General features: G+C 36.4%; 17 protein-coding genes. 7 read left to right on the top strand and 10 right to left on the bottom strand.

The annotated features are described in order from the left end of the window. Positions 1-44 precede the first annotated feature (44 nt). Entirely contained in the window at positions 45-1,421 is a 1,377-nt protein-coding gene (locus PTQ27_RS05755) for an L-serine ammonia-lyase (protein ID WP_273747826.1), read from the top strand. Positions 1,422-1,480: 59 nt separating this feature from the next. Here PTQ27_RS05755 and fis read toward each other — a convergent pair whose 3' ends face one another. From fis to sixA, 3 genes are all read right to left on the bottom strand, one after another. Further along, positions 1,481-1,777 carry a DNA-binding transcriptional regulator Fis gene (fis, locus tag PTQ27_RS05750; RefSeq protein ID WP_006247967.1) on the bottom strand — a complete coding sequence of 99 codons (297 nt, stop codon included), beginning with the start codon at positions 1,775-1,777 and terminating at the stop codon, positions 1,481-1,483. A 29-nt stretch (positions 1,778-1,806) separates the two neighbouring features. Next, positions 1,807-2,769 (bottom strand): tRNA dihydrouridine synthase DusB, encoded by a 963-nt coding sequence (gene dusB / locus PTQ27_RS05745; RefSeq protein ID WP_273747825.1) that lies wholly within the window; start codon positions 2,767-2,769, stop codon positions 1,807-1,809. Positions 2,770-2,991: 222 nt separating this feature from the next. After that, positions 2,992-3,480: a phosphohistidine phosphatase SixA gene (gene sixA / locus PTQ27_RS05740; protein ID WP_273747824.1), complete on the bottom strand. Its 489-nt coding sequence runs from the start codon at positions 3,478-3,480 to the stop codon at positions 2,992-2,994. A gap of 128 nt (positions 3,481-3,608) precedes the next feature. On the opposite strand from sixA, the gene pyk reads away from it, so the two are divergent. The 4 genes from pyk (at position 3,609) to tyrA (ending at position 8,452) form a co-directional block, all read left to right on the top strand. Then, on the top strand, positions 3,609-5,048 hold the full coding sequence (pyk, locus tag PTQ27_RS05735; protein ID WP_273747823.1) for a pyruvate kinase: 1,440 nt from the start codon (positions 3,609-3,611) through the stop codon (positions 5,046-5,048). Between the two features lie 93 nt (positions 5,049-5,141). Next, positions 5,142-6,179 (top strand): glycosyltransferase family 9 protein, encoded by a 1,038-nt coding sequence (locus PTQ27_RS05730; RefSeq protein ID WP_273747822.1) that lies wholly within the window; start codon positions 5,142-5,144, stop codon positions 6,177-6,179. Positions 6,180-6,216: 37 nt separating this feature from the next. After that, the gene (locus PTQ27_RS05725; protein ID WP_273747821.1) at positions 6,217-7,284 is read left to right on the top strand and encodes a 3-deoxy-7-phosphoheptulonate synthase; all 1,068 of its coding nucleotides are present in this window, start codon (positions 6,217-6,219) and stop codon (positions 7,282-7,284) included. A 46-nt stretch (positions 7,285-7,330) separates the two neighbouring features. Beyond that, positions 7,331-8,452, top strand: coding sequence for a bifunctional chorismate mutase/prephenate dehydrogenase (gene tyrA, locus PTQ27_RS05720; RefSeq protein WP_273747820.1), 1,122 nt, complete (start codon positions 7,331-7,333; stop codon positions 8,450-8,452). 107 nt (positions 8,453-8,559) lie between these two features. On the opposite strand, the gene pflB is transcribed toward tyrA, so the two are convergent. Together pflB and focA are read right to left on the bottom strand one after the other, a co-directional pair. Beyond that, the gene (gene pflB, locus PTQ27_RS05715; RefSeq protein ID WP_273747819.1) at positions 8,560-10,884 is read right to left on the bottom strand and encodes a formate C-acetyltransferase; all 2,325 of its coding nucleotides are present in this window, start codon (positions 10,882-10,884) and stop codon (positions 8,560-8,562) included. A gap of 90 nt (positions 10,885-10,974) precedes the next feature. After that, positions 10,975-11,799: a formate transporter FocA gene (gene focA, locus PTQ27_RS05710; RefSeq protein WP_273747818.1), complete on the bottom strand. Its 825-nt coding sequence runs from the start codon at positions 11,797-11,799 to the stop codon at positions 10,975-10,977. A gap of 198 nt (positions 11,800-11,997) precedes the next feature. Here focA and PTQ27_RS05705 point away from each other — a divergent pair, with 198 nt between their 5' ends. Then, positions 11,998-12,492 carry a YqaA family protein gene (locus PTQ27_RS05705; RefSeq protein WP_273747817.1) on the top strand — a complete coding sequence of 165 codons (495 nt, stop codon included), beginning with the start codon at positions 11,998-12,000 and terminating at the stop codon, positions 12,490-12,492. Between the two features lies 1 nt (position 12,493). On the opposite strand, the gene PTQ27_RS05700 is transcribed toward PTQ27_RS05705, so the two are convergent. From PTQ27_RS05700 to dinB, 5 genes are all read right to left on the bottom strand, one after another. Continuing rightward, complete coding sequence (locus PTQ27_RS05700; protein ID WP_273747816.1) at positions 12,494-13,372, bottom strand: MurR/RpiR family transcriptional regulator; 879 nt, start codon at positions 13,370-13,372, stop codon at positions 12,494-12,496. Between the two features lie 37 nt (positions 13,373-13,409). Beyond that, positions 13,410-14,777: a class-II fumarase/aspartase family protein gene (locus PTQ27_RS05695; RefSeq protein ID WP_273747815.1), complete on the bottom strand. Its 1,368-nt coding sequence runs from the start codon at positions 14,775-14,777 to the stop codon at positions 13,410-13,412. 9 nt (positions 14,778-14,786) lie between these two features. Further along, positions 14,787-16,154 carry a C4-dicarboxylate transporter DcuC gene (gene dcuC, locus PTQ27_RS05690; protein ID WP_273747814.1) on the bottom strand — a complete coding sequence of 456 codons (1,368 nt, stop codon included), beginning with the start codon at positions 16,152-16,154 and terminating at the stop codon, positions 14,787-14,789. A 248-nt stretch (positions 16,155-16,402) separates the two neighbouring features. Then, entirely contained in the window at positions 16,403-17,272 is an 870-nt protein-coding gene (gene htpX / locus PTQ27_RS05685; protein WP_273747813.1) for a protease HtpX, read from the bottom strand. Positions 17,273-17,368: 96 nt separating this feature from the next. After that, positions 17,369-18,451, bottom strand: a complete 1,083-nt coding sequence (gene dinB / locus PTQ27_RS05680; protein ID WP_273747812.1) for a DNA polymerase IV — start codon at positions 18,449-18,451, stop codon at positions 17,369-17,371. Between the two features lie 127 nt (positions 18,452-18,578). On the opposite strand from dinB, the gene PTQ27_RS05675 reads away from it, so the two are divergent. Next, positions 18,579-19,490: a LysO family transporter gene (locus PTQ27_RS05675; RefSeq protein WP_273747811.1), complete on the top strand. Its 912-nt coding sequence runs from the start codon at positions 18,579-18,581 to the stop codon at positions 19,488-19,490. The last annotated feature ends 7 nt before the right edge of the window (positions 19,491-19,497 follow it).

The following is a 19,497-nucleotide window of genomic DNA, read 5'->3' as shown; positions in this document are numbered from 1 at the left end:
AGAATACGCCCTTATTTTTTAATTGATTATTTAGTTGTGTGTTTATGATTAGTGTATTTGATATGTTTAAAGTGGGAATTGGGCCTTCCAGTTCCCACACTGTGGGGCCAATGAAAGCGGCAAAAGAGTTTGTAGATGAGTTGCTCAATCGCAAACTTTTAAGTAAAACTGACCGCTTGCAAGTGGATGTTTATGGTTCACTTTCTCTAACTGGACGAGGGCATAATACTGATATTGCCATTATTATGGGGCTAATGGGGTATCTTCCTCATAATGTAGATATTGAACGTATTGAGCAAACTATTACAGATTTAAAAGCAAATAAACAGCTTATACTGGCTGAGAATAGTGAGTATCCGAAAACAATTACGTTTGATTTTTTCAATGATATGCCTTTTCATCGCAATTTTTTAGAACGTCACGAAAATGGTGTGAAATTCAGTGCGTTTTCAGGCAAAGAGTGCCTTTTTGAAAATACCTACTATTCTATTGGAGGAGGCTTTATTGTTGATGAAGCTAATTTTGATAGCGTTAAAGATGATGACCTAAGCGTACCTTTTCCTTATAAGAACTCAGCCGATTTATTAAAGCATTGTTCAGAAAATGCACTACCACTCTCTTCTGTTGTTTGGAAAAATGAATTAGCACTTCGTTCTAAAGCAGAAATTTCAGACTATTTGGCAACTATTTGGCAGACAATGGAAGCCTGTATTCAGCGAGGTTTACATACAGAAGGGCTATTACCTGGCCCATTAAAAGTTGCTCGTAGGGCTTGTTCTTTACGTCGTACTTTAGAGGCAAACAGTAAATTTAATATCGATCCTATGCAAATTATTGATTGGGTAAATATGTTTGCTTTAGCCGTCAATGAAGAAAATGCGGCGGGTGGTCGAGTGGTGACTGCACCAACCAATGGTGCTTGCGGTATTGTGCCAGCAGTATTGGCATATTATGAGAAATTTATTTCGCCACTTAATCAAGAAACAACGGAACGTTACTTACTTACGGCAAGTGTAATTGGCTCACTATATAAAATGAATGCATCTATTTCAGGGGCTGAAGTAGGCTGTCAGGGGGAAGTTGGGGTTGCTTGTTCAATGGCTGCGGCGGCTTTAACGGAAATTATGGGCGGAAGTGCCGAACAAGTTTGTATGGCAGCAGAAATTGCGATGGAACATAATCTTGGCTTAACTTGTGATCCTGTTGGTGGACAAGTGCAAGTTCCTTGCATTGAACGTAATGCTATTGCTTCTGTTAAAGCAATTAATGCAAGCCGTATGGCATTGCGACGTACAACTCGACCGCAAGTCAGCTTAGATAAAGTGATTGAAACAATGTATGAAACAGGTAAAGATATGAATGCAAAATACCGAGAAACCTCAACGGGCGGTTTAGCAATTAAAATTTTACCTTGTGATTAAAACTAAAAATCCACCTTCAACGAGGTGGATTTTTTAGTATTTAAATACGATTAAATGAATTAACCCATACCGTATTTTTTTAATTTTTTACGTAATGTACCACGGTTAATACCTAACATTGTCGCCGCACGAGTTTGATTACCACGTGTATATTGCATCACCATATCTAGCATTGGGTGTTCGATTTCAGATAATACTAATTCGTATAATTCTGTTGGATCTTCACCATTTAATTGAGATAAATAGTTTTTTAATGCTGCTTTAACATTGTCACGAAGTGGTTTGTTTACTTGTTGTGCTTGTGCATTCAACATTGTTACTGTTAATGGGTTTTGTGTAGGTTGTTGCTCTAACATTTTTTATCCAACTTTCTATTATTAAGATTCTAGCGAATCGATTTAACAAAATCTTCCAATGCAAAAAGTTGCTCTTTAGTGGAGTCTAATGCATTAAAAGTGCGTTTAAAATTTGATTCCGGTTGTAAATTCTCAACATACCAACCAACGTGTTTTCTAGCAATTCGATAGCCTTTTTCTTCACCGTAAAATTGGTGTAGGTCTTCAATATGCTTAAACATTAATTGACATTTTTCGTCGAGAGATAATGCTGAATATTCACCAGTTTCAAAAAAATCATTAACTTCCTTAAATAACCAAGGGTTCCCAAAACTACCTCGACCAATCATTACTGCATCGGCATTGGTATAATCAAGAACAAACTTTGCTTTTTTAGCTGAAGTTATATCTCCATTGGCTATAACTGGGATAGAAACTGCTTGTTTTACAGCTTTGATACTGTCATATTCAGCTTCGCCATTAAATAAACAACTGCGAGTACGGCCGTGGATAGTCAAAGCAACTATACCGGCCTCTTGTGCAATTTTAGCGATTTGCAGACAATTTCTATTGTCTTGATCCCAACCTGTCCTAATTTTTAAAGTAACAGGCACATCAACGGCATTCACTACAGATTCCAATATTTGAGCAACTAATTCGGGTTCACGCAATAAGGCAGAGCCTGCCATTTTTTTGTTTACCTTCTTTGCTGGGCAACCCATATTAATATCAATAATATCTGCACCATACTCAACATTGATTTTTGCAGCTTGTGCCATCTCTATAGGATCTGAACCTGCAATCTGTACGGCATTAAGACCTATTTCTTCGTGATGTGCTAAACGCAATCGTGATTTTTCGGTATGCCATACATCAGGATTTGTGGACATCATTTCTGAAAAGGTTAAACCTGCACCAAGCTGGCTACATAAACGGCGAAAAGGCTGGTCAGTAATACCTGCCATTGGTGCAAGGAAAATACGGTTTTTAATTTCATATTGTCCTATCTGCATTTTTAACCTTTTATTAACAAATTTGAAGTAATTTTAACCAGAAATATATCCAAATAAAAAGTACGGCAAATACCGTACTTCTATATCAAGATTATGTATCAGTTTTTACTGATTTGAGGGCGGGTATGATACGCATTTTTCAATCATTTTGGAAGTCTATTAATTAGACAATTTGCAAAAAAATTAAAAATTTTTCTATTGACATTATTAAAAAATAAGGCATTAAGCGTGTTTTAACTGAGTTACCTCACCGATTTTTCCTACCCAATTAATTTCAACAATGGTTGAAGTCGGAAATTGCACATTTCCTTTATGAGCAGTTAAAAGTTGTGTCAAATCAAAAACAAGTGGTAAGTGTGAAATAATTAAAATATTCTTCGCTCCTTCATCAGACAAGAATTCCAGATAGTTTTCTACCGTGTATGGATTGCCATCTGGTGTAATTTCTTCCCAAGTTTCCGTAATATTTGCAAAATATTGAGGAAAATTCACCGCTTGCATCCCTAACATTAAATGTTCGAGGGTTTGTTGTGCTCGTAAATAAGGGCTAACAATAATTTTATCTAATTGAATTTTTTGTGAGATTAAATGTTCGCCTAGCCACTTTCCTTGTGATTTAACATTTTCTGCTCCATTTGCAGTTAAATTTCGAGCAGCATCATTTGGAGCATTAAAACTGGCTTCTCCGTGACGCATTATCCAAATATTCATATATTATCCTCTTTGTTGTATTTAAACTCTTTCAATTTAAGCGTATAATGAACCTCGTTTAATGCATAATCAAGATGCTTAGAAAGATTTTATACTTATACTTTTAAATTCATTTATGGAGTCAAATAATGTCTAGAAAACTCAGAAGAACCAAGATTGTTTGTACAATGGGGCCTGCAACAGACCGTGGCAATACATTGGAAAAAATTATTGCTTCGGGTGCAAATATGGTTCGTATGAACTTCTCTCACGGTATTCCTGAAGATCACATTGAGCGCGCCAATAAAGTACGTGAAATTGCGGCAAAATTAGGTCGTCACGTAGCTATTTTAGGCGATCTTCAAGGTCCAAAAATTCGTGTTTCTACATTTAAAGATGGCAAAATTTTATTAAATATCGGTGATAAATTCACATTAGATGCAGATTTACCACGTGGTGAAGGGCATCAAGATGCTGTAGGCTTAGATTATAAAAACCTACCAAATGATGTAGTTCCTGGCGATATTCTTTTATTAGATGATGGTAACGTTCAACTTAAAGTATTATCTGTTGAAGGTGTTAAAGTTCATACAGAAGTTACTGTAGGTGGCCCATTATCAAATAATAAAGGGATTAACAAATTAGGCGGTGGTTTATCAGCACCTGCACTTACAGAAAAAGATAAAGAAGACATCAAACTAGCAGCTAAAATTGGTGTGGATTATTTAGCTGTATCATTCCCACAATCAAGTGCAGATTTAGAATACGCACGTCAATTAGCAAAAGAAGCGGGCTTAGATGCTAAAATCGTTGCAAAAGTAGAACGTGCTGAAACAGTTGCAACTGAAGAAGCGATGGATGATATCATCTTAGGTGCTGATGTGGTGATGGTTGCTCGTGGTGACTTAGGTGTTGAAATCGGTGATGCAGCATTAGTTGGCGTACAAAAACGTTTAATCCGTCGTGCCCGTAAATTAAACCGTGTAGTTATTACTGCAACACAGATGATGGAGTCAATGATCAAAAAACCAATGCCTACTCGTGCAGAGGTTATGGACGTTGCAAATGCAGTATTAGATGGTACAGATGCGGTAATGCTTTCTGGTGAAACTGCAAATGGTGACTACCCGGTTGAAACTGTGAAATCAATGGCAGAAGTATGTTTAGGTGCAGAAACAATGCCAAGTATTAATATTTCTCGTCACCGTATGGAAGGTTCATTCAAATCGGTAGATGAAGCAGTTGCAATGTCTGCAATGTACACCGCAAACCATTTAGAAGGTGTTTCAGCTATCGTTTCATTAACGCAATCTGGTGAAACGGCAAAACTAATGAGCCGTATTAGTTCTGGTTTACCGATTTACGCTCTTTCTCGTAATCAAAAAGCATTAAATCTTGCAGCACTTTACCGTGGTGTAACACCTGTGCTTTATAATGAAGACAGTCGCACAATCGATGGTGCTAAAAAAGCTATCGCATTATTAAAAGAACAAGGTTATTTATTAACAGGCGAATTAGTGCTTCTTACTCACGGTGATGAGCTAAGAGCTGGCGGTACAAATACTTGCCGTATCTTAACTGTTGAATAATTTAAACTTTTAATACCAAAAATCCACGTAAGAATTTACGTGGATTTTTTTATCCCTTAATATAGGCTATTATTTTTAACTGAGCTAACGATTATGGCTATCCAACCTCTTTCTATTTGCATTCTCCGACTTTCTGCCATTGGCGATGTTTGTCATACTCTTGCAGTAATCCAAGCAATTCAACGTCATTATCCTAATGCTGAAATAAGCTGGATTATAGGTAAAACAGAAGCAAGCTTAATGCAGAATATTACGAATGTCACACTTATTCCATACGATAAAAAAACAGGGTGGAAAGGAATATTTACACTTTGGAAGCAGCTTTCTCACAAGCGGTTTGATTTTTTATTAAATTTGCAAACGGCATTTCGGGCCTCAATCCTTTCACTCGGGATTAAGGCTGATAAAAAAATTGGCTTTAATAAAGATAGAGCAAGAGAAGCACAATGGCTTTTTACCAACCAAAAAGTAGAAATGACGGACTCCCCTCACGTGCTTGATGGGCAGATGATGTTTGCCAAAGCGATTGGTGTGGCAGATCTATCTGCACAATGGGATTTGCCTATAAGCGAAGCAGATAAAGAGTATGCAAAACAGTGGATTGATTCGACTCGGAAAAATGTGGTAATTGCTCCTTGTTCCAGTAAAAAAGAGAAAGATTGGCTACCCGAAAGATATGCTGACATTGCTAATTGGTTAATTGAACAAGATATTAATGTGATTATTGCAGGCTCTCCCTCTGATTATGAGATGCAAACTGCTAATCATATTCAAGCTTTGGTGCCACAATGTCAAAATATCGCAGGTAAAACAACGCTAAAACAATTAGCAGCTGTTATTCAGCAAGTAGATTTAGTTATTTCTTCAGATTCAGGGCCTGCTCACATCTCAACAACGCAATATACACCAGTCATTGGGTTATATGCCATTCATAATCCAAGACGGACTGGGCCTTACCAAGATCTAGATAAAGTGGTTTCTGTTTATGATGAGGCAATTTTGCAAAGTTATGGTAAATCTTGGCAACAATTACCTTGGGCAACTAAAGTAAAAGGTAAAAATTGGATGGAAAAGATTACTGTTGATTCTGTTAAACAAAAAATAGTTGAAACTTTAAAAATAAAACTGTAAAGTAAGTGTATTAAATTATTTACACAAGGAAATAAAAATGAACACTGTATTTAATCAAGACAGCTTACACAATGTAAACATTAAAGATGAAAAAATTCTATTAACACCACAAGAGCTAAAAAAAGAATTTCCATTATCTGAGAAATTACGTAAGCAAATAGAAGTTTCGCGTAAAGAGATTTCGGATATTATTCATAAACGTGATAAGCGTCAGCTTATTGTGATTGGACCTTGCTCTATTCACGACACAAAAGCGGCGATTGAATACGGTAAAAAATTAAAAGCTCTTTCAGATAAATTAAGCGATAAACTTTACATTGTAATGCGTGTTTATTTTGAAAAACCACGTACCACAGTAGGTTGGAAAGGCTTAATTAACGACCCTAAAATGGATGGTTCATTTGATATTGAAACAGGATTACGTGTAGGGCGTAAACTTTGCTTAGAGCTTGCAGAACTTGGCTTACCACTTGCAACGGAAGCATTAGATCCGATGACACCTCAATATTTAGCCGATTTATTTAGTTGGTCAGCGATTGGGGCAAGAACAACAGAATCACAAACTCACCGTGAATTAGCTTCAGGTTTATCTATGGCAGTCGGTTTTAAAAACGGTACAGATGGCGGCTTAGCTGTAGCCTTAAATGCAATGCAATCTTCCGCACAAAGCCACAGTTTTATTGGCATTAACCAAAAAGGTCAAGTAACATTACTTAAAACAAAAGGTAATGCAGACGGACATATTATTTTACGTGGTGGTAAAGCACCTAATTTTGAAAAGCAATATGTGGATGAATGTGAACAAGTATTGCGTAAAGCAAACTTGCCAGAAGCAATTATGATTGACTGTAGCCACGGCAACTCAAATAAAGATTACCGCCGTCAGCCTTTAGTGGCAGAAAATGTACTAGAGCAATTATTAGCTGGCAATACCTCAATTATTGGTTTAATGATTGAAAGCCACTTAAATGCGGGAAATCAGCCATCAGAACAACCTTTTAGCGAAATGAAATATGGTGTATCCATTACCGATGCCTGCATTGATTGGGATACAACGGAAGCATTACTCACAAATTTTGCCGAAAAATTAAGACATAAAAGTTAAATTTATATACCCCTCCTAAAAAGAGGGGATTTATTTGGATAAAGATATGAACCCATTAGCACCTTTACGTGAAAAAATCGACCAAGTAGATCAACAGCTCATCGACTTACTCGCTCAACGCTTAGCTTTAGTTGCTGAGGTTGGCAAAGTAAAATCAGAGCATGGTATTCCTGTTTATGCACCTGATCGAGAAGCAATAATGATTGCAGCTCGTAGAGAAGAAGCAGAAAAAAAAGGAATTCCAGCAGATTTAATTGAAGATGTATTACGCCGAGTAATGCGTGAGTCTTATGCCAATGAAAATAGACACGGCTTTAAGATGGTTAATCCTGATATCCAGAAAATTGTAATCGTTGGCGGTAAAGGAAAATTAGGCGGACTATTTGGGCATTACTTAACGTTATCTGGTTATCAGGTTGAAGCATTAGGTAGTCAAGATTGGGATAATGCGGCGACTATTTTAGCTAATACCGATGTGGTTATTGTTTGTGTTCCTATCGCAAAAACAAATGAAACAATAGAGCGTTTACAACCTTATTTAACAGAAAATATGATTTTAGCGGATTTAACTTCGGTTAAAGCCCAACCTTTAAGAAAAATGTTAGAAGTGCATAGTGGTGCGGTTGTAGGCTTGCACCCAATGTTTGGACCAGACATTACCAGTATGGCAAAACAAGTTATTGCTTGCTGCCACGGACGTTTACCTGAACGCTATGAATGGTTAATTGAACAAATGAAAATCTGGGGAGCAAAAGTCGAACAAATTGATGCCCAAGAACACGATAATGCAATGACTTATATCCAAGCATTACGTCATTTTTCAACCTTTACCTTTGGGTTGCATCTTTCTCACCAACCAGTACAACTTGCACAGCTACTAGCACTTTCTTCGCCAATTTATCGTTTAGAGCTTGCAATGATTGGACGTCTATTTGCACAAGATGGTAGCTTATATGCCGATATTATTGCAGATAAACCCGAAAATATTGCGACTATTGAAGCACTTAAAGAAAGCTTTGAACAAAGCTTAGCTTTTTTCAAAAATAATGATAAGGACGGCTTTATTAAAGCCTTTGAGAATGTTCATCATTGGTTTGGAGATTATTCCGAACAATTTTTAAAAGAAAGCCGAATCCTACTACAACAAGCCCACGACTCTAGACGTTAAAATCTCTAATATAAAATGCAAATAAAACAAAACCCACTATTTCAAAAATAAAAATAGTGGGTTTTGTTTATGAAAGCCACTAGAAAGTGGCTTTAGCAAGAAATCAATTACATTGATTCTGTGAATGTACGTGTGATTACGTCCATTTGTTGCTCTTTAGTTAAAGAGTTAAAGCGTACCGCATAACCAGAAACACGAATCGTTAATTGTGGATATTTTTCTGGATTTTCTACTGCATCTAATAATGTTTCACGGTTTAATACGTTTACATTTAAATGCTGACCGCCTTCAACTGTTGCTTCGTGGTGGAAATAACCATCCATTAAACCAGCAAGGTTACGTTTTTGAGCTTCGTAATCTTTACCTAATGCATTTGGTACGATTGAGAAGGTGTAAGAAATACCGTCTTTCGCATATGCAAATGGAAGTTTAGCCACAGAGGTTAATGAAGCAACCGCACCTTTTTGGTCACGTCCGTGCATTGGGTTTGCACCTGGGCCGAATGGAGCACCGCTACGACGACCATCTGGTGTATTACCTGTTTTCTTACCATATACCACGTTAGATGTAATAGTAAGTACAGACTGTGTTGGTGTTGCATTACGATATGTTTTGTGCGTTTGAATTTTCTTCATAAAGCGTTCAACTAAATCTACTGCGATATCATCAACACGGTTGTCGTTGTTACCGAATTGTGGATATTCACCCTCAATTTCAAAGTCAGTCGCAACATTTTTCGCAATACCTACCACTTCGCCTGCTTTATTTTTAATTTCAATATCGCTACGAATTGGTTTTACTTTCGCATATTTAATTGCTGAAAGTGAGTCTGCCGCCACAGAAAGACCAGCAATACCACACGCCATTGTACGGAATACATCACGATCGTGAAGTGCCATTAATGCCGCTTCATATGCATATTTATCGTGCATAAAGTGAATGATGTTTAATGCAGTTACATATTGCGTTGCTAACCAATCCATAAAGCCATCTAAGCGAGTCATTACATCATCATAATCTAGGTATTCGCTAGTAATTGCTTCTGTTTTTGGTCCTACTTGGTCGCCTGATTTTTCATCCACACCACCATTGATTGCGTATAATAAAGTTTTCGCTAAGTTTGCACGAGCACCGAAGAACTGCATCATTTTACCGACGATCATCGGGCTTACACAGCACGCAATCGCATAGTCATCATTTTGGAAATCAGGACGCATTAAGTCGTCATTTTCATATTGAACTGATGAGGTATCAATAGATACTTTCGCACAGTAGCGTTTGAAGCCTTCCGGTAATTGCTCAGACCAAAGAATCGTTAAGTTTGGTTCTGGCGATGGACCCATTGTGTAAAGTGTGTGTAAGATACGGAAACTGTTTTTCGTTACTAAAGTACGACCGTCTAAACCCATACCAGCTAACGTTTCAGTTGCCCACATTGGGTCACCAGAGAATAATTGATCGTATTCTGGTGTACGTAAGAAACGTACCATACGTAATTTCATTACTAAGTGGTCAATTAACTCTTGTGCTTCTTGCTCAGTAATTTTACCCGCTTGTAAATCACGCTCGATGAAAATATCTAAGAATGAAGATACACGACCAAATGACATTGCCGCACCGTTTTGTGATTTAACTGCTGCAAGGTAAGCAAAATATGTCCATTGTACCGCTTCTTGTGCATTTGTTGCCGGGCCTGAAATATCAAAACCGTAGCTTGCCGCCATTTCTTTCATTTTGCCTAATGCACGGTGTTGTTCTGCAATTTCTTCACGTAATTGAATGGTTGCTTGAATATCTTCGCCGGCTTCTAAACGAGCTTGTAATGAAGCAAATTGTTTTTGCTTATCTTTCATTAAGAAATCTGCACCATAAAGTGCCATACGACGATAGTCACCGATGATACGTCCACGACCATAAGCATCTGGAAGCCCCGTAATTACCCCTGATTTACGGCAACGTAAAATATCTGGAGTGTAAACATCGAATACCCCTTGGTTATGGGTTTTACGGTATTCAGTAAAGATATGCTCTACTTCAGGTTTTAGTTCACGACGATATACTTTACAAGAACCTTTTACCATATTAATACCACCGAATGGCATAATGGCACGTTTTAATGGAGCGTCAGTTTGAAGACCAACGATTTTTTCTAATTCTTTATCAATATAACCTGGTGCGTGAGAAGTAATAGTTGATGGTGTATCACAATCAATGTCATATGGCTCGTGAGTTTTGTTCTCTACTTTGATTTTTTCCATCACATCAGCCCACAATTTACTTGTTGCAGGAGTTACTTCAGCTAGGAAAGACTCATCACCTTCATACGGTGTATAGTTTTTTTGGATAAAATCACGTACGTTTACTTCTGTTTGCCAATCGCCACCAGCAAAACCCGCCCAGGCTTTTTGTTGAGCGTCTGTTAGTTGAGTCATTTTAAGTCCTCTGTAGTTAGTAAGTTAAACGGGTAAGCGGTTATTTTTTGCAAAAAATTCACAAAATCTGACCGCTTGATTCTAAAATTCTTAATGTTTTCTAATATATAAGAACCATTGCATTAAACCGATAAAGAATACCCCACCGACAATATTGCCAAGTGTGGCAGGAATTAGGTTCTTAAAAATAAAGTGCGATAAATCTAAATCTGCAAATTGTGCAGGATCAACATTAATCGCAGTCCAAAACTCTGGGCTTGCAAAATGCGAAATCATCACGCCCATCGGAATCATAAACATATTTGCTACACAGTGTTCAAAACCTGATGCAACAAACATTGCGATAGGTAACATCATAATAAAGGCTTTATCTGTTAGGCTTTTACCTGCATAGGACATCCAAACAGCAATACACACCATAATGTTACAAAAAATGCCTAGACAAAATGCCTCAAACCACTCGTGATGAATTTTATGTTGTGCGGTATTTAAAATTGTTAAACCCCACTGCCCTTTAGCAGCCATAATCTGACCACTAAACCAAATAAGTAATACGATTGAAATGGCACCAACAAAGTTACCAAAATAAACCACCACCCAGTTTTTAAACATCTGGTTCCACGTAATTCTATGACTTGCTTTTGCAACCGATGTTAATGTAGAAGAGGTAAATAATTCCGCCCCAAACACTACACACATAATAACGCCTAAAGAGAAAACTAAACCACCAATTAATTTAGCAACCCCCCAAGGTAATTCATTCGCACCAACTTGGGTTGTAGTATAAAATACAAATGCTATTGCAATAAAACCACCCGCAGTAATGGCAGAAAGAAAGGAATATAATTGATTTTTTGTTGCTTTATGAACTGCACCATCTTCAGCAATTTTTGCCATTTCAACAGGAGAAAACATCAGCTAACCTTAAAAAAGAATAGAAAAACATACATATTTTAGGAGAATTATAGACCTCTTCACTTAATCTTCAAATAAAAATCTTACTTAATTAGAGGTATTTTGGCTCCTTTTTTTGATATAGAACAAAACAGCATTAAAATGAAACAAATCATTAAATCCATTAATACATTTTTATAACAAATTAATAATAAATTTATGACAGAACAGCTTACCTCATTCTTCAGTTTATTTTTTTCTGCCGAAAATCAGCTTATTACTATGTTTTTTAGCGGACTACTAAGCTCAACTATTTTACCTGGTAATTCAGAAGTTATTTTTACGACCATTGCTAGCCAACATATTATTGCTGATAGCTCATTTTATTCTTCATCACTAATGGCATTACTCTTAATTGCCACTGTGGGAAACAGTTTAGGAAGCCTTATTACTTATGCAATGGGGTTACTAGTGCCTAAACCTACACAAGCCAAAAATCGCTACACTCGTTGGGCATTAGCAAAAAGTGAAAAATACGGTGTTATCGTTTTACTTTTTAGTTGGTTGCCGATTGTAGGCGATATTTTTTGTGGTATTGCCGGCTGGCTCAGATTTAGTCTTTGGCAAAGCGTTATATTGATAGTGATTGGCAAGCTATTGCGATACCTCTTTCTACTGGCAACGCTCTACTCTGTTTTGAAATATGTTTTATAAATTAACTAGAAAATGTATGGAAATATTGGAATAGCTCTTCAAGTTCTTCAAAATTTCCTTCTTCTTCTGATTTTTCGTAGCATAAATGTAAAACTAATTCAATGAAATAAAATCCAATAATACGGCTTTGAAATATTGCATTAGCATCACTTGGTAATATAAATTGAATGTCTGTGAACTTTCCATATGGATTCGAAGCCGAATTAGTAATTAGAACAACACTTGCATCTTTATTTTTGAACCATTTTCCTATCTCGATAGCAACATTATTAAAACGATAATAAGAGAAAATAACTAAAATATCATTCTTATTTAAATGTAGCATTTCTTTAGGTAACTCACTTGTGTCCAGAGAAAGCAAAGAAATATTATCACGAAAATATTTTATTAATGTAGAAAAATGTTTTGCCATTGCAAATGAAGAAGATGGACCAATAACAAAAATCCTTTTTTCTTTATCAAGCAATAAATTAATTAAAGCATCTAAATCTTTTAAATTTAATTGCCCTATAAATTTATCTAGTAAATTTTGAATATTATAGCTAAATTTAGTTGCCAAGCTCTTGGTACTAAAAAAATTATTTTTTTCTTTTTGATTATAAATAGTAATTGGAGGACGCAATTTATTAGGTTCAAGTCCTAGCTCAATGCTTTTTTTAAATTCTGAATAACCAGTAAATCCTAATTTATTTAAATAACGCCCAATAGTTGCTTTACTCACATTAGCATTTACAGCAACATCAGTAATCCCACAATAGATAATCTCACTAAAATGCGATTTAAAATAATGCGTTAATCTTAATTCAGCGTCAGTTAATCTTACTAATTTATCAGCTAACCGATTATACTCTTCTAGCACTAAAGAATTCAATTTTGTCATTATTTTTCCTCACTATTTTATAAAATTTACTTAGGCTCTAAAGATTACTTTTAATACGAGAGAAACTAGAAAGAGTCTCTTGAATTAAACTATCATTACAGCCTAAATAGTTTGAAGGATTACAGGATTCCAAAATTTCAGAATCACTCAAAACATCTGTAATTAATTTATTACTTAAAAGTATATCAATCATTGATTTTTTATCATTATCCCCTCTTAATACTTGCTGCATTAATTTATAAGCAGACTGGCGACCTATTTTTTCAGCTAAAGCCATCATTACAGATTCCGACATAATAAAGTAGTATGACGCATTAAAATTTTCTCGCATCCTATTTACATTGATAACTAAATGCTCAAATAATTCTTTAGCTCTGAATAATGCAGTTGAAACTGCTAAGCAAGCTTCTGGCATCAAATTCCAACTTAACATACGCATTGAAGCAGAACGTACATCTTGCTGATCTAACATATTTGGGGCCCCAGATGCATACATCCATCCCATTCGTGAAAGTGTTTGTAACATATTACAATCACGAGGATTTGTTTTATGTGGCATTGTGCTTGAACCACCACCTTTTTTTCCTTCCATAGCTTCAAAAATTGGTGTGCGGCACATCAATTCAATATCATTTGCTATACGGCATAAAGTACCGTGAATAAGGGCAAAGAATTGAATGACTTCAACATTTTGATCTTGGCTAGCATTATTCAATCCTTGCGGTACTGTTAGCCCAAGCTCAGCACAAAGTTTATCTCTTACATCCATTCCCTGTGAGCCCACAGATGCTAGATTCCCTACTGCTCCTCCATACATTCCTACAATTGCTCGTGGATAAATTTGTTCAAGGCGACTAAGATGTCTGCAAATTTCATTCAAATAAGAACTCATTTGCAACCCCCAAGTAGTTGCAGAAGCATCAATAGCATTTGTTCTGGCAACCATCACAGTATTTTGATGCTCAACTATAGAATTACTTAATTGATTACCTAAAGCAATTAACTGTTTTCTGATAAGAGTCAAACTTTCTTTTAATCGCATTGATAAGCTACTATCTAATAAATCTTGTGTAGTGCAGCCCCAGTGCAAATATTTTTTTACCAAATCATCCCCATTATCTGCAACTTGATCAATGATAGGTTTAATTGGCATTCCTATAACTTGTGTTTCTTTTATTAAACGCTGCCAATCTATTTCCAGACTATCACAAGCAGTTTCTATTGATATAACTGCATCAAGAGGAATAATACCCAATTCCGCCTGCACCTTAGCAATTGCTTTTTCAAATTTGAGCCAACATTCAATCTGGTAATTTTCTGACCAAATTTTTTTCATTTCTTGTTGGGTAAATAATGGAGAATAAAGAGAAGCATCGAAAACAGAAACAGATGAATTCATATTCATAAAAACTCCTTAACCAACAATAATAGAAGTAACGATTGTAGCAATTAAACCACCTACCATTGGAATTGATGTACGCTTAACCAATTCAATTGGTGAGATATTAGCAACACCTGCACAAGCTAGCACAACACCAGATACAGGAGAAAAAGAGCGAAAGATGCCTGCTGATAATTGCATTGGCATTGCTAATGTTGCCGTTGATATTCCTAAATTAGCTGCAGCTGTTGGTGCTAATCCGCCCAAACTAAAGAATGCAGCATTGCCTGAACCAGATAATAAAGTGACTAATCCAATAATAGAAACTAATAAAATAATCATCATTGAAGAACTTAAACCTAAATGATCAGATAAATGCATCAAGCCATCAATAAAACCTATAGTTTCTAGTCCAACTACAAAAACCTGTGCTGCAATAATTAAAGAGACAACACTAGCAAATATATCACCCATTCCCTGTAAATAAACTTTGAGTGATGCTGCCACTTTTTTACCATCTTTTGTATAGATAAAATCAAATAACATCGCTACAGCAAGAGAAAGAAACATTGCAGTAACAACATCAATTTTTATTGAAGTTACCAAAAACTTACTGAATGTTAGTAAAAGAGCTAGAGGTAAAATAGGTAAAATAGCAAAGTAAAGAGGTACCGTTTTTTGTTCATCATTTTTAACCTCCAGTTTAGATTCTCCGCCTTTTTGTGCATCTCTTTTATCAAAGAACTTTTGTGTTACGATATGTAAAATAGCAATTACAATTGCCGTTATGATTCCTACTATAAGTTGGTGCTCTATAAAATAACTAGCGGCATCGATACCAATAATTTCAGCAGCTTTATTAGATGCTCCTGATGCTGGGCCTAGATCTAGACAAGCTGTTGTCGCTAAAACTGCTGCAACAGATGCAGGAGTGCAGCCAATAGAAACTAAAACAGGATAAAGGGCAATCAATAAAAGCATTGCTAGCCCAACTGCACTAGGAATAAATACATTTAAAATTTGTCCTATAATATAAGTTAGCCCTAATAATAAATAAGGGTTACGAATATAGGACAAAGGTTTTATCGCAATTTTTACTAATGCATTAGCAGCTCCAATATGTCCCATATATTTAGCAAAACCACCAGTTGCCATAATAATTAGCCCTATTTCTGCAACAGACTTAGCACTAATCGCTTTAATTACTAAGAATAGGTCAATAATTTCTGTTCCAGAAGATTGAGTTCCTTTTGGTAAAAAGGGAGTATTATTTCCCAGAATACCGATAGTAATCATCAATAATCCTGCAAATAAAAGAATGGCTTGCGTATTATATTTCTTAATAATGAAATATCCCGTAGCAATCACGATAAGAAGAGCAATAATTGAGAGCATCATCATAACCTCCTGAATTAATATGGAAGTTTGACTATAAAACGATGGGTAAATAAAAAATATGAGAAAAAGAATTTCCCATTTATCTTATGTTGAAAATGTGATCTCTATCACATTTAATGAGCACTATAATATCTTTATTAATAACCAGTATTTGAGTATTTCAACAAAACTATAATTTAATAAAAGTACCGAAACTTAATTATAAAAAGGGCGAATATTATTTTTCATTCGCCCCCTAAATAATATGTATATTATAAGCCTCTTAACGCCTCGATACGTTTTTCTAACGGCGGGTGGCTCATAAATAATTCCTTACCACGTGCCCCGTTAATCATAAATGCAGCCAAAGAACCTTCCATTTCTTGTGGCTCGTGTACACGTTGTAAGCGTTGTAATGCTGCAATCATTTTCTCTTTACCCACTAATTGTGCAGAACCTGCGTCTGCTCTAAATTCACGCTGACGAGAGAACCACATCGCAATCATTGTAGCTAATACACCAAATACCATTTGTAACACTATATCGACAACCCAGAATACTAATGTATTAGTGCTTGAATTACCGTTACTATCACGAGTTGTTGCGGCAGCGGTTGAGATAATGCGAGCTAAGAAAATCACAAAGGTATTTAATACCCCTTGCAATAAGGTCATTGTGACCATATCGCCATTAGCAATGTGGGCTATTTCGTGTGCCACAACCGCTTCTGCTTCACCTTCTGTCATTGAGTTAAGTAAACCTGTACTTACTGCTACTAACGAGTTCTTTTTCGTCGCACCTGTGGCAAAGGCATTCACATCAGCAGAGTGATAAATCGCAATATCTGGCATCGGGATATTCGCCTGTTGTGATTGACGCTGAACCGTATTAAATAACCATTGTTCCGCTTCATTGCGAGGTTGCTTTATAACTTCTGCACCAACAGAACGTAATGCCATTGATTTTGATAAGAATAATGAAATCAATGAGCCAGAAAAACCAAATACTAAAGCAAGGATTAAAATCCCTGCGGTACTTTGCCCTTGAATGCCGGTTACGTTAAAAATAATATTTAACACAATACCTAAAACAAAGGTAATGGCTAAGTTAGTTAATAAAAATAAAATGACACGTTTTGCCATAATGTTTTAAATCTCCACAAATCAAAAATAATAGATGCAATAGTTGCTTGCTTATAATGCGGTTTTTGTAAGCAAATTCCAATAGTCTGACAACAATTATTCCCATAAATTTAACTGATTATTCACTTTTTTCTCCGGAAAATGAACATTTAATCCAATTAACCGAATTTTTCGTCCTTCTCGGCGACTCCAAATTTGATTTAATAATTCTGAAAAACGGGCTAATTCCAAGCCGTTTGTAGTACGTTCAAGCGTCGTTTGAGTAAAATCATCAAACTTTAATTTAATACCCAATTTTTTAAAATCGGTTAAAGGTATATCGCCCCAATTTCGCTGAATACGAAACAGTAATTTCTCATATTGAGTATGAATAATTTTTTCTGCCGCCTCTAACGTCCAAATATCTTCTAATAACGTATTTTCCACCGCTAACGATTTTCTGGGGCGATCAACCTCTACCTCTCGCTCATCAATGCCGTGGCTAAAATCCCATAATCGCTGCCCGAATTTGCCAAATTCTCGATAAATCATTGCCTGTTCTGCTTGTTGAATATCGCCACAACGCTCTAAACCGAGCTTATGCAGTTTTTCATTCGTAACTTTACCCACCCCCGGAATTTTTGCAAGCGGTAGATTTTTTATAAAATTTTGCACATCATCAGGGGCGATAACAAATTGCCCGTTCGGTTTATTTTGGTCGGAAGCAATTTTGGCTAAAAATTTGAGCGGAGCCACACCTGCCGAAGCCGTTAAACGCACTTCTCGCCAAATATCATCTCGAATGGCTTGGGCAATCCAAGTAGCTGAACCTGAATGCAGTTTGCAGTCGGTAACATCTAAATAAGCTTCATCTAGGGAAAGTGGTTCGATAATCTCGGTATAACGCTGAAAAATTTGATGAATTTGAGCCGAAACCGCTTTATAAAGCGGCATATTCACAGGCAATAAAATCAGATTAGGGCAACGTTTTAAGGCTTGAGCGGTCGGCATTGCACTGTGCAAGCCAAATTTTCTGGCTTCGTAATTGCAAGTGCTTAATACCCCTCGCTGGTTAGCACTTCCTCCGACCGCAATAGGCTTACCAACCAAAGCAGGGTTTTCTCGCATTTCAACTGCGGCATAAAAGCAGTCCATATCGATATGGATAATTTTATGATTAAATTTCGTTTGAGCCGACATTTGCAATATTTTCCCTAAAAATGACCGCTTGTTATCACAAAAATAGCTGTATATAAAAACAGTTTCATTTTATGTGCTTATTGTTAGAATTTCAACCCTTAAAAATAAAGATAAAAAAGGAACAAAAATGCTTTATGGTTTAGCGATTGTGCTAATTCCTCTTTTTCTCGGTTATTTGTTTAAACTGAAAAATCACCGCTATTTAGCCATTGTCAATAAAGTGGTAAACACCTGCTTGTATTTGATTTTATTGGTAATGGGAATTTCGCTCGGGCAAATTGATAATATTCTCACTGAACTACCACAAATTGGTGGAACAGCCTTTAGTCTTGTCGCTATTTTACTACTTTCAAATATTGTCGGCTTAGTGATTTACGATAAAATCCAGCCAATGCAACGTGAACAAGTTTCGCAAGATCAGCTACCTTCACGCCTACATTTACTACTCGATTCAGCCACTTTAATTGGGGCAACATTATTTGGTGGACTCGTTGGCTACTTTACGAAAGGAATGGTCGATTTTCCGCTTCATTCAAGCACCTATATTTTAGAGATAATGATTTTTGGGGTGGGGATCCAGCTACGTAATAGCGGTATTCCACTACGAGAAGTTTTCTTTAACAAAAGAGGGATTTATACATCCATTGTAATGGTGGTAAGTTCGCTAGTTGGTGGGGTAATTTCCGCTTTCTTACTTGATTTATCACTTGCCAAAGGCTTAACCTTCGCCTCCGCTTTTGGTTGGTATTCTCTTTCAAGCGTGTTAGTAAACGATGCTTGGGGCCCGATTTACGGCAGTATCGCCTTTTTTAACGATATTTCCCGTGAAATTTTGTGCCTGTTTTTAGTACCGTTATTTATGCGACAATTTCCTTCTACCTCTGTCGGCATTGGCGGAGCCACCTCGCTCGACTGTATGCTCCCAATCATTCAAAAGTCGGGCGGAATCCAAATTGTACCATTAGCCATTAGTTTTGGCTTTATTGTGAATTTGGCGGCACCGCTGTTATTAGCTATTTTTATTGGGTTAGAGGGGTAAGGCATTT

Source organism: Mannheimia cairinae, assembly GCF_028649535.1.
Classification (GTDB): Bacteria; Pseudomonadota; Gammaproteobacteria; order Enterobacterales; family Pasteurellaceae; genus Mannheimia; species Mannheimia cairinae.
The sequence above is the reverse complement of the archived record's forward strand: the minus strand, read 5'-3'. Positions and strand labels throughout refer to the sequence as shown.

Excerpts from the sequence above, each read along its gene's own strand:
- PTQ27_RS05755 (WP_273747826.1), top strand. The coding sequence starts at position 45 with ATGATTAGTGTATTTGATATGTTTAAAGTGGGAATTGGGCCTTCCAGT.
- PTQ27_RS05705 (WP_273747817.1), top strand. The coding sequence starts at position 11,998 with ATGACAGAACAGCTTACCTCATTCTTCAGTTTATTTTTTTCTGCCGAA.
- PTQ27_RS05695 (WP_273747815.1), bottom strand. The coding sequence starts at position 14,777 with ATGAATATGAATTCATCTGTTTCTGTTTTCGATGCTTCTCTTTATTCT.
- tyrA (WP_273747820.1), top strand. The coding sequence starts at position 7,331 with ATGAACCCATTAGCACCTTTACGTGAAAAAATCGACCAAGTAGATCAA.
- dusB (WP_273747825.1), bottom strand. The coding sequence starts at position 2,769 with ATGCAGATAGGACAATATGAAATTAAAAACCGTATTTTCCTTGCACCA.
- pflB (WP_273747819.1), bottom strand. The coding sequence starts at position 10,884 with ATGACTCAACTAACAGACGCTCAACAAAAAGCCTGGGCGGGTTTTGCT.
- dinB (WP_273747812.1), bottom strand. The coding sequence starts at position 18,451 with ATGTCGGCTCAAACGAAATTTAATCATAAAATTATCCATATCGATATG.
- sixA (WP_273747824.1), bottom strand. The coding sequence starts at position 3,480 with ATGAATATTTGGATAATGCGTCACGGAGAAGCCAGTTTTAATGCTCCA.
- PTQ27_RS05700 (WP_273747816.1), bottom strand. The coding sequence starts at position 13,372 with ATGACAAAATTGAATTCTTTAGTGCTAGAAGAGTATAATCGGTTAGCT.
- focA (WP_273747818.1), bottom strand. The coding sequence starts at position 11,799 with ATGTTTTCTCCTGTTGAAATGGCAAAAATTGCTGAAGATGGTGCAGTT.
- fis (WP_006247967.1), bottom strand. The coding sequence starts at position 1,777 with ATGTTAGAGCAACAACCTACACAAAACCCATTAACAGTAACAATGTTG.
- pyk (WP_273747823.1), top strand. The coding sequence starts at position 3,609 with ATGTCTAGAAAACTCAGAAGAACCAAGATTGTTTGTACAATGGGGCCT.
- dcuC (WP_273747814.1), bottom strand. The coding sequence starts at position 16,154 with ATGATGATGCTCTCAATTATTGCTCTTCTTATCGTGATTGCTACGGGA.
- PTQ27_RS05725 (WP_273747821.1), top strand. The coding sequence starts at position 6,217 with ATGAACACTGTATTTAATCAAGACAGCTTACACAATGTAAACATTAAA.
- PTQ27_RS05730 (WP_273747822.1), top strand. The coding sequence starts at position 5,142 with ATGGCTATCCAACCTCTTTCTATTTGCATTCTCCGACTTTCTGCCATT.
- htpX (WP_273747813.1), bottom strand. The coding sequence starts at position 17,272 with ATGGCAAAACGTGTCATTTTATTTTTATTAACTAACTTAGCCATTACC.
- PTQ27_RS05675 (WP_273747811.1), top strand. The coding sequence starts at position 18,579 with ATGCTTTATGGTTTAGCGATTGTGCTAATTCCTCTTTTTCTCGGTTAT.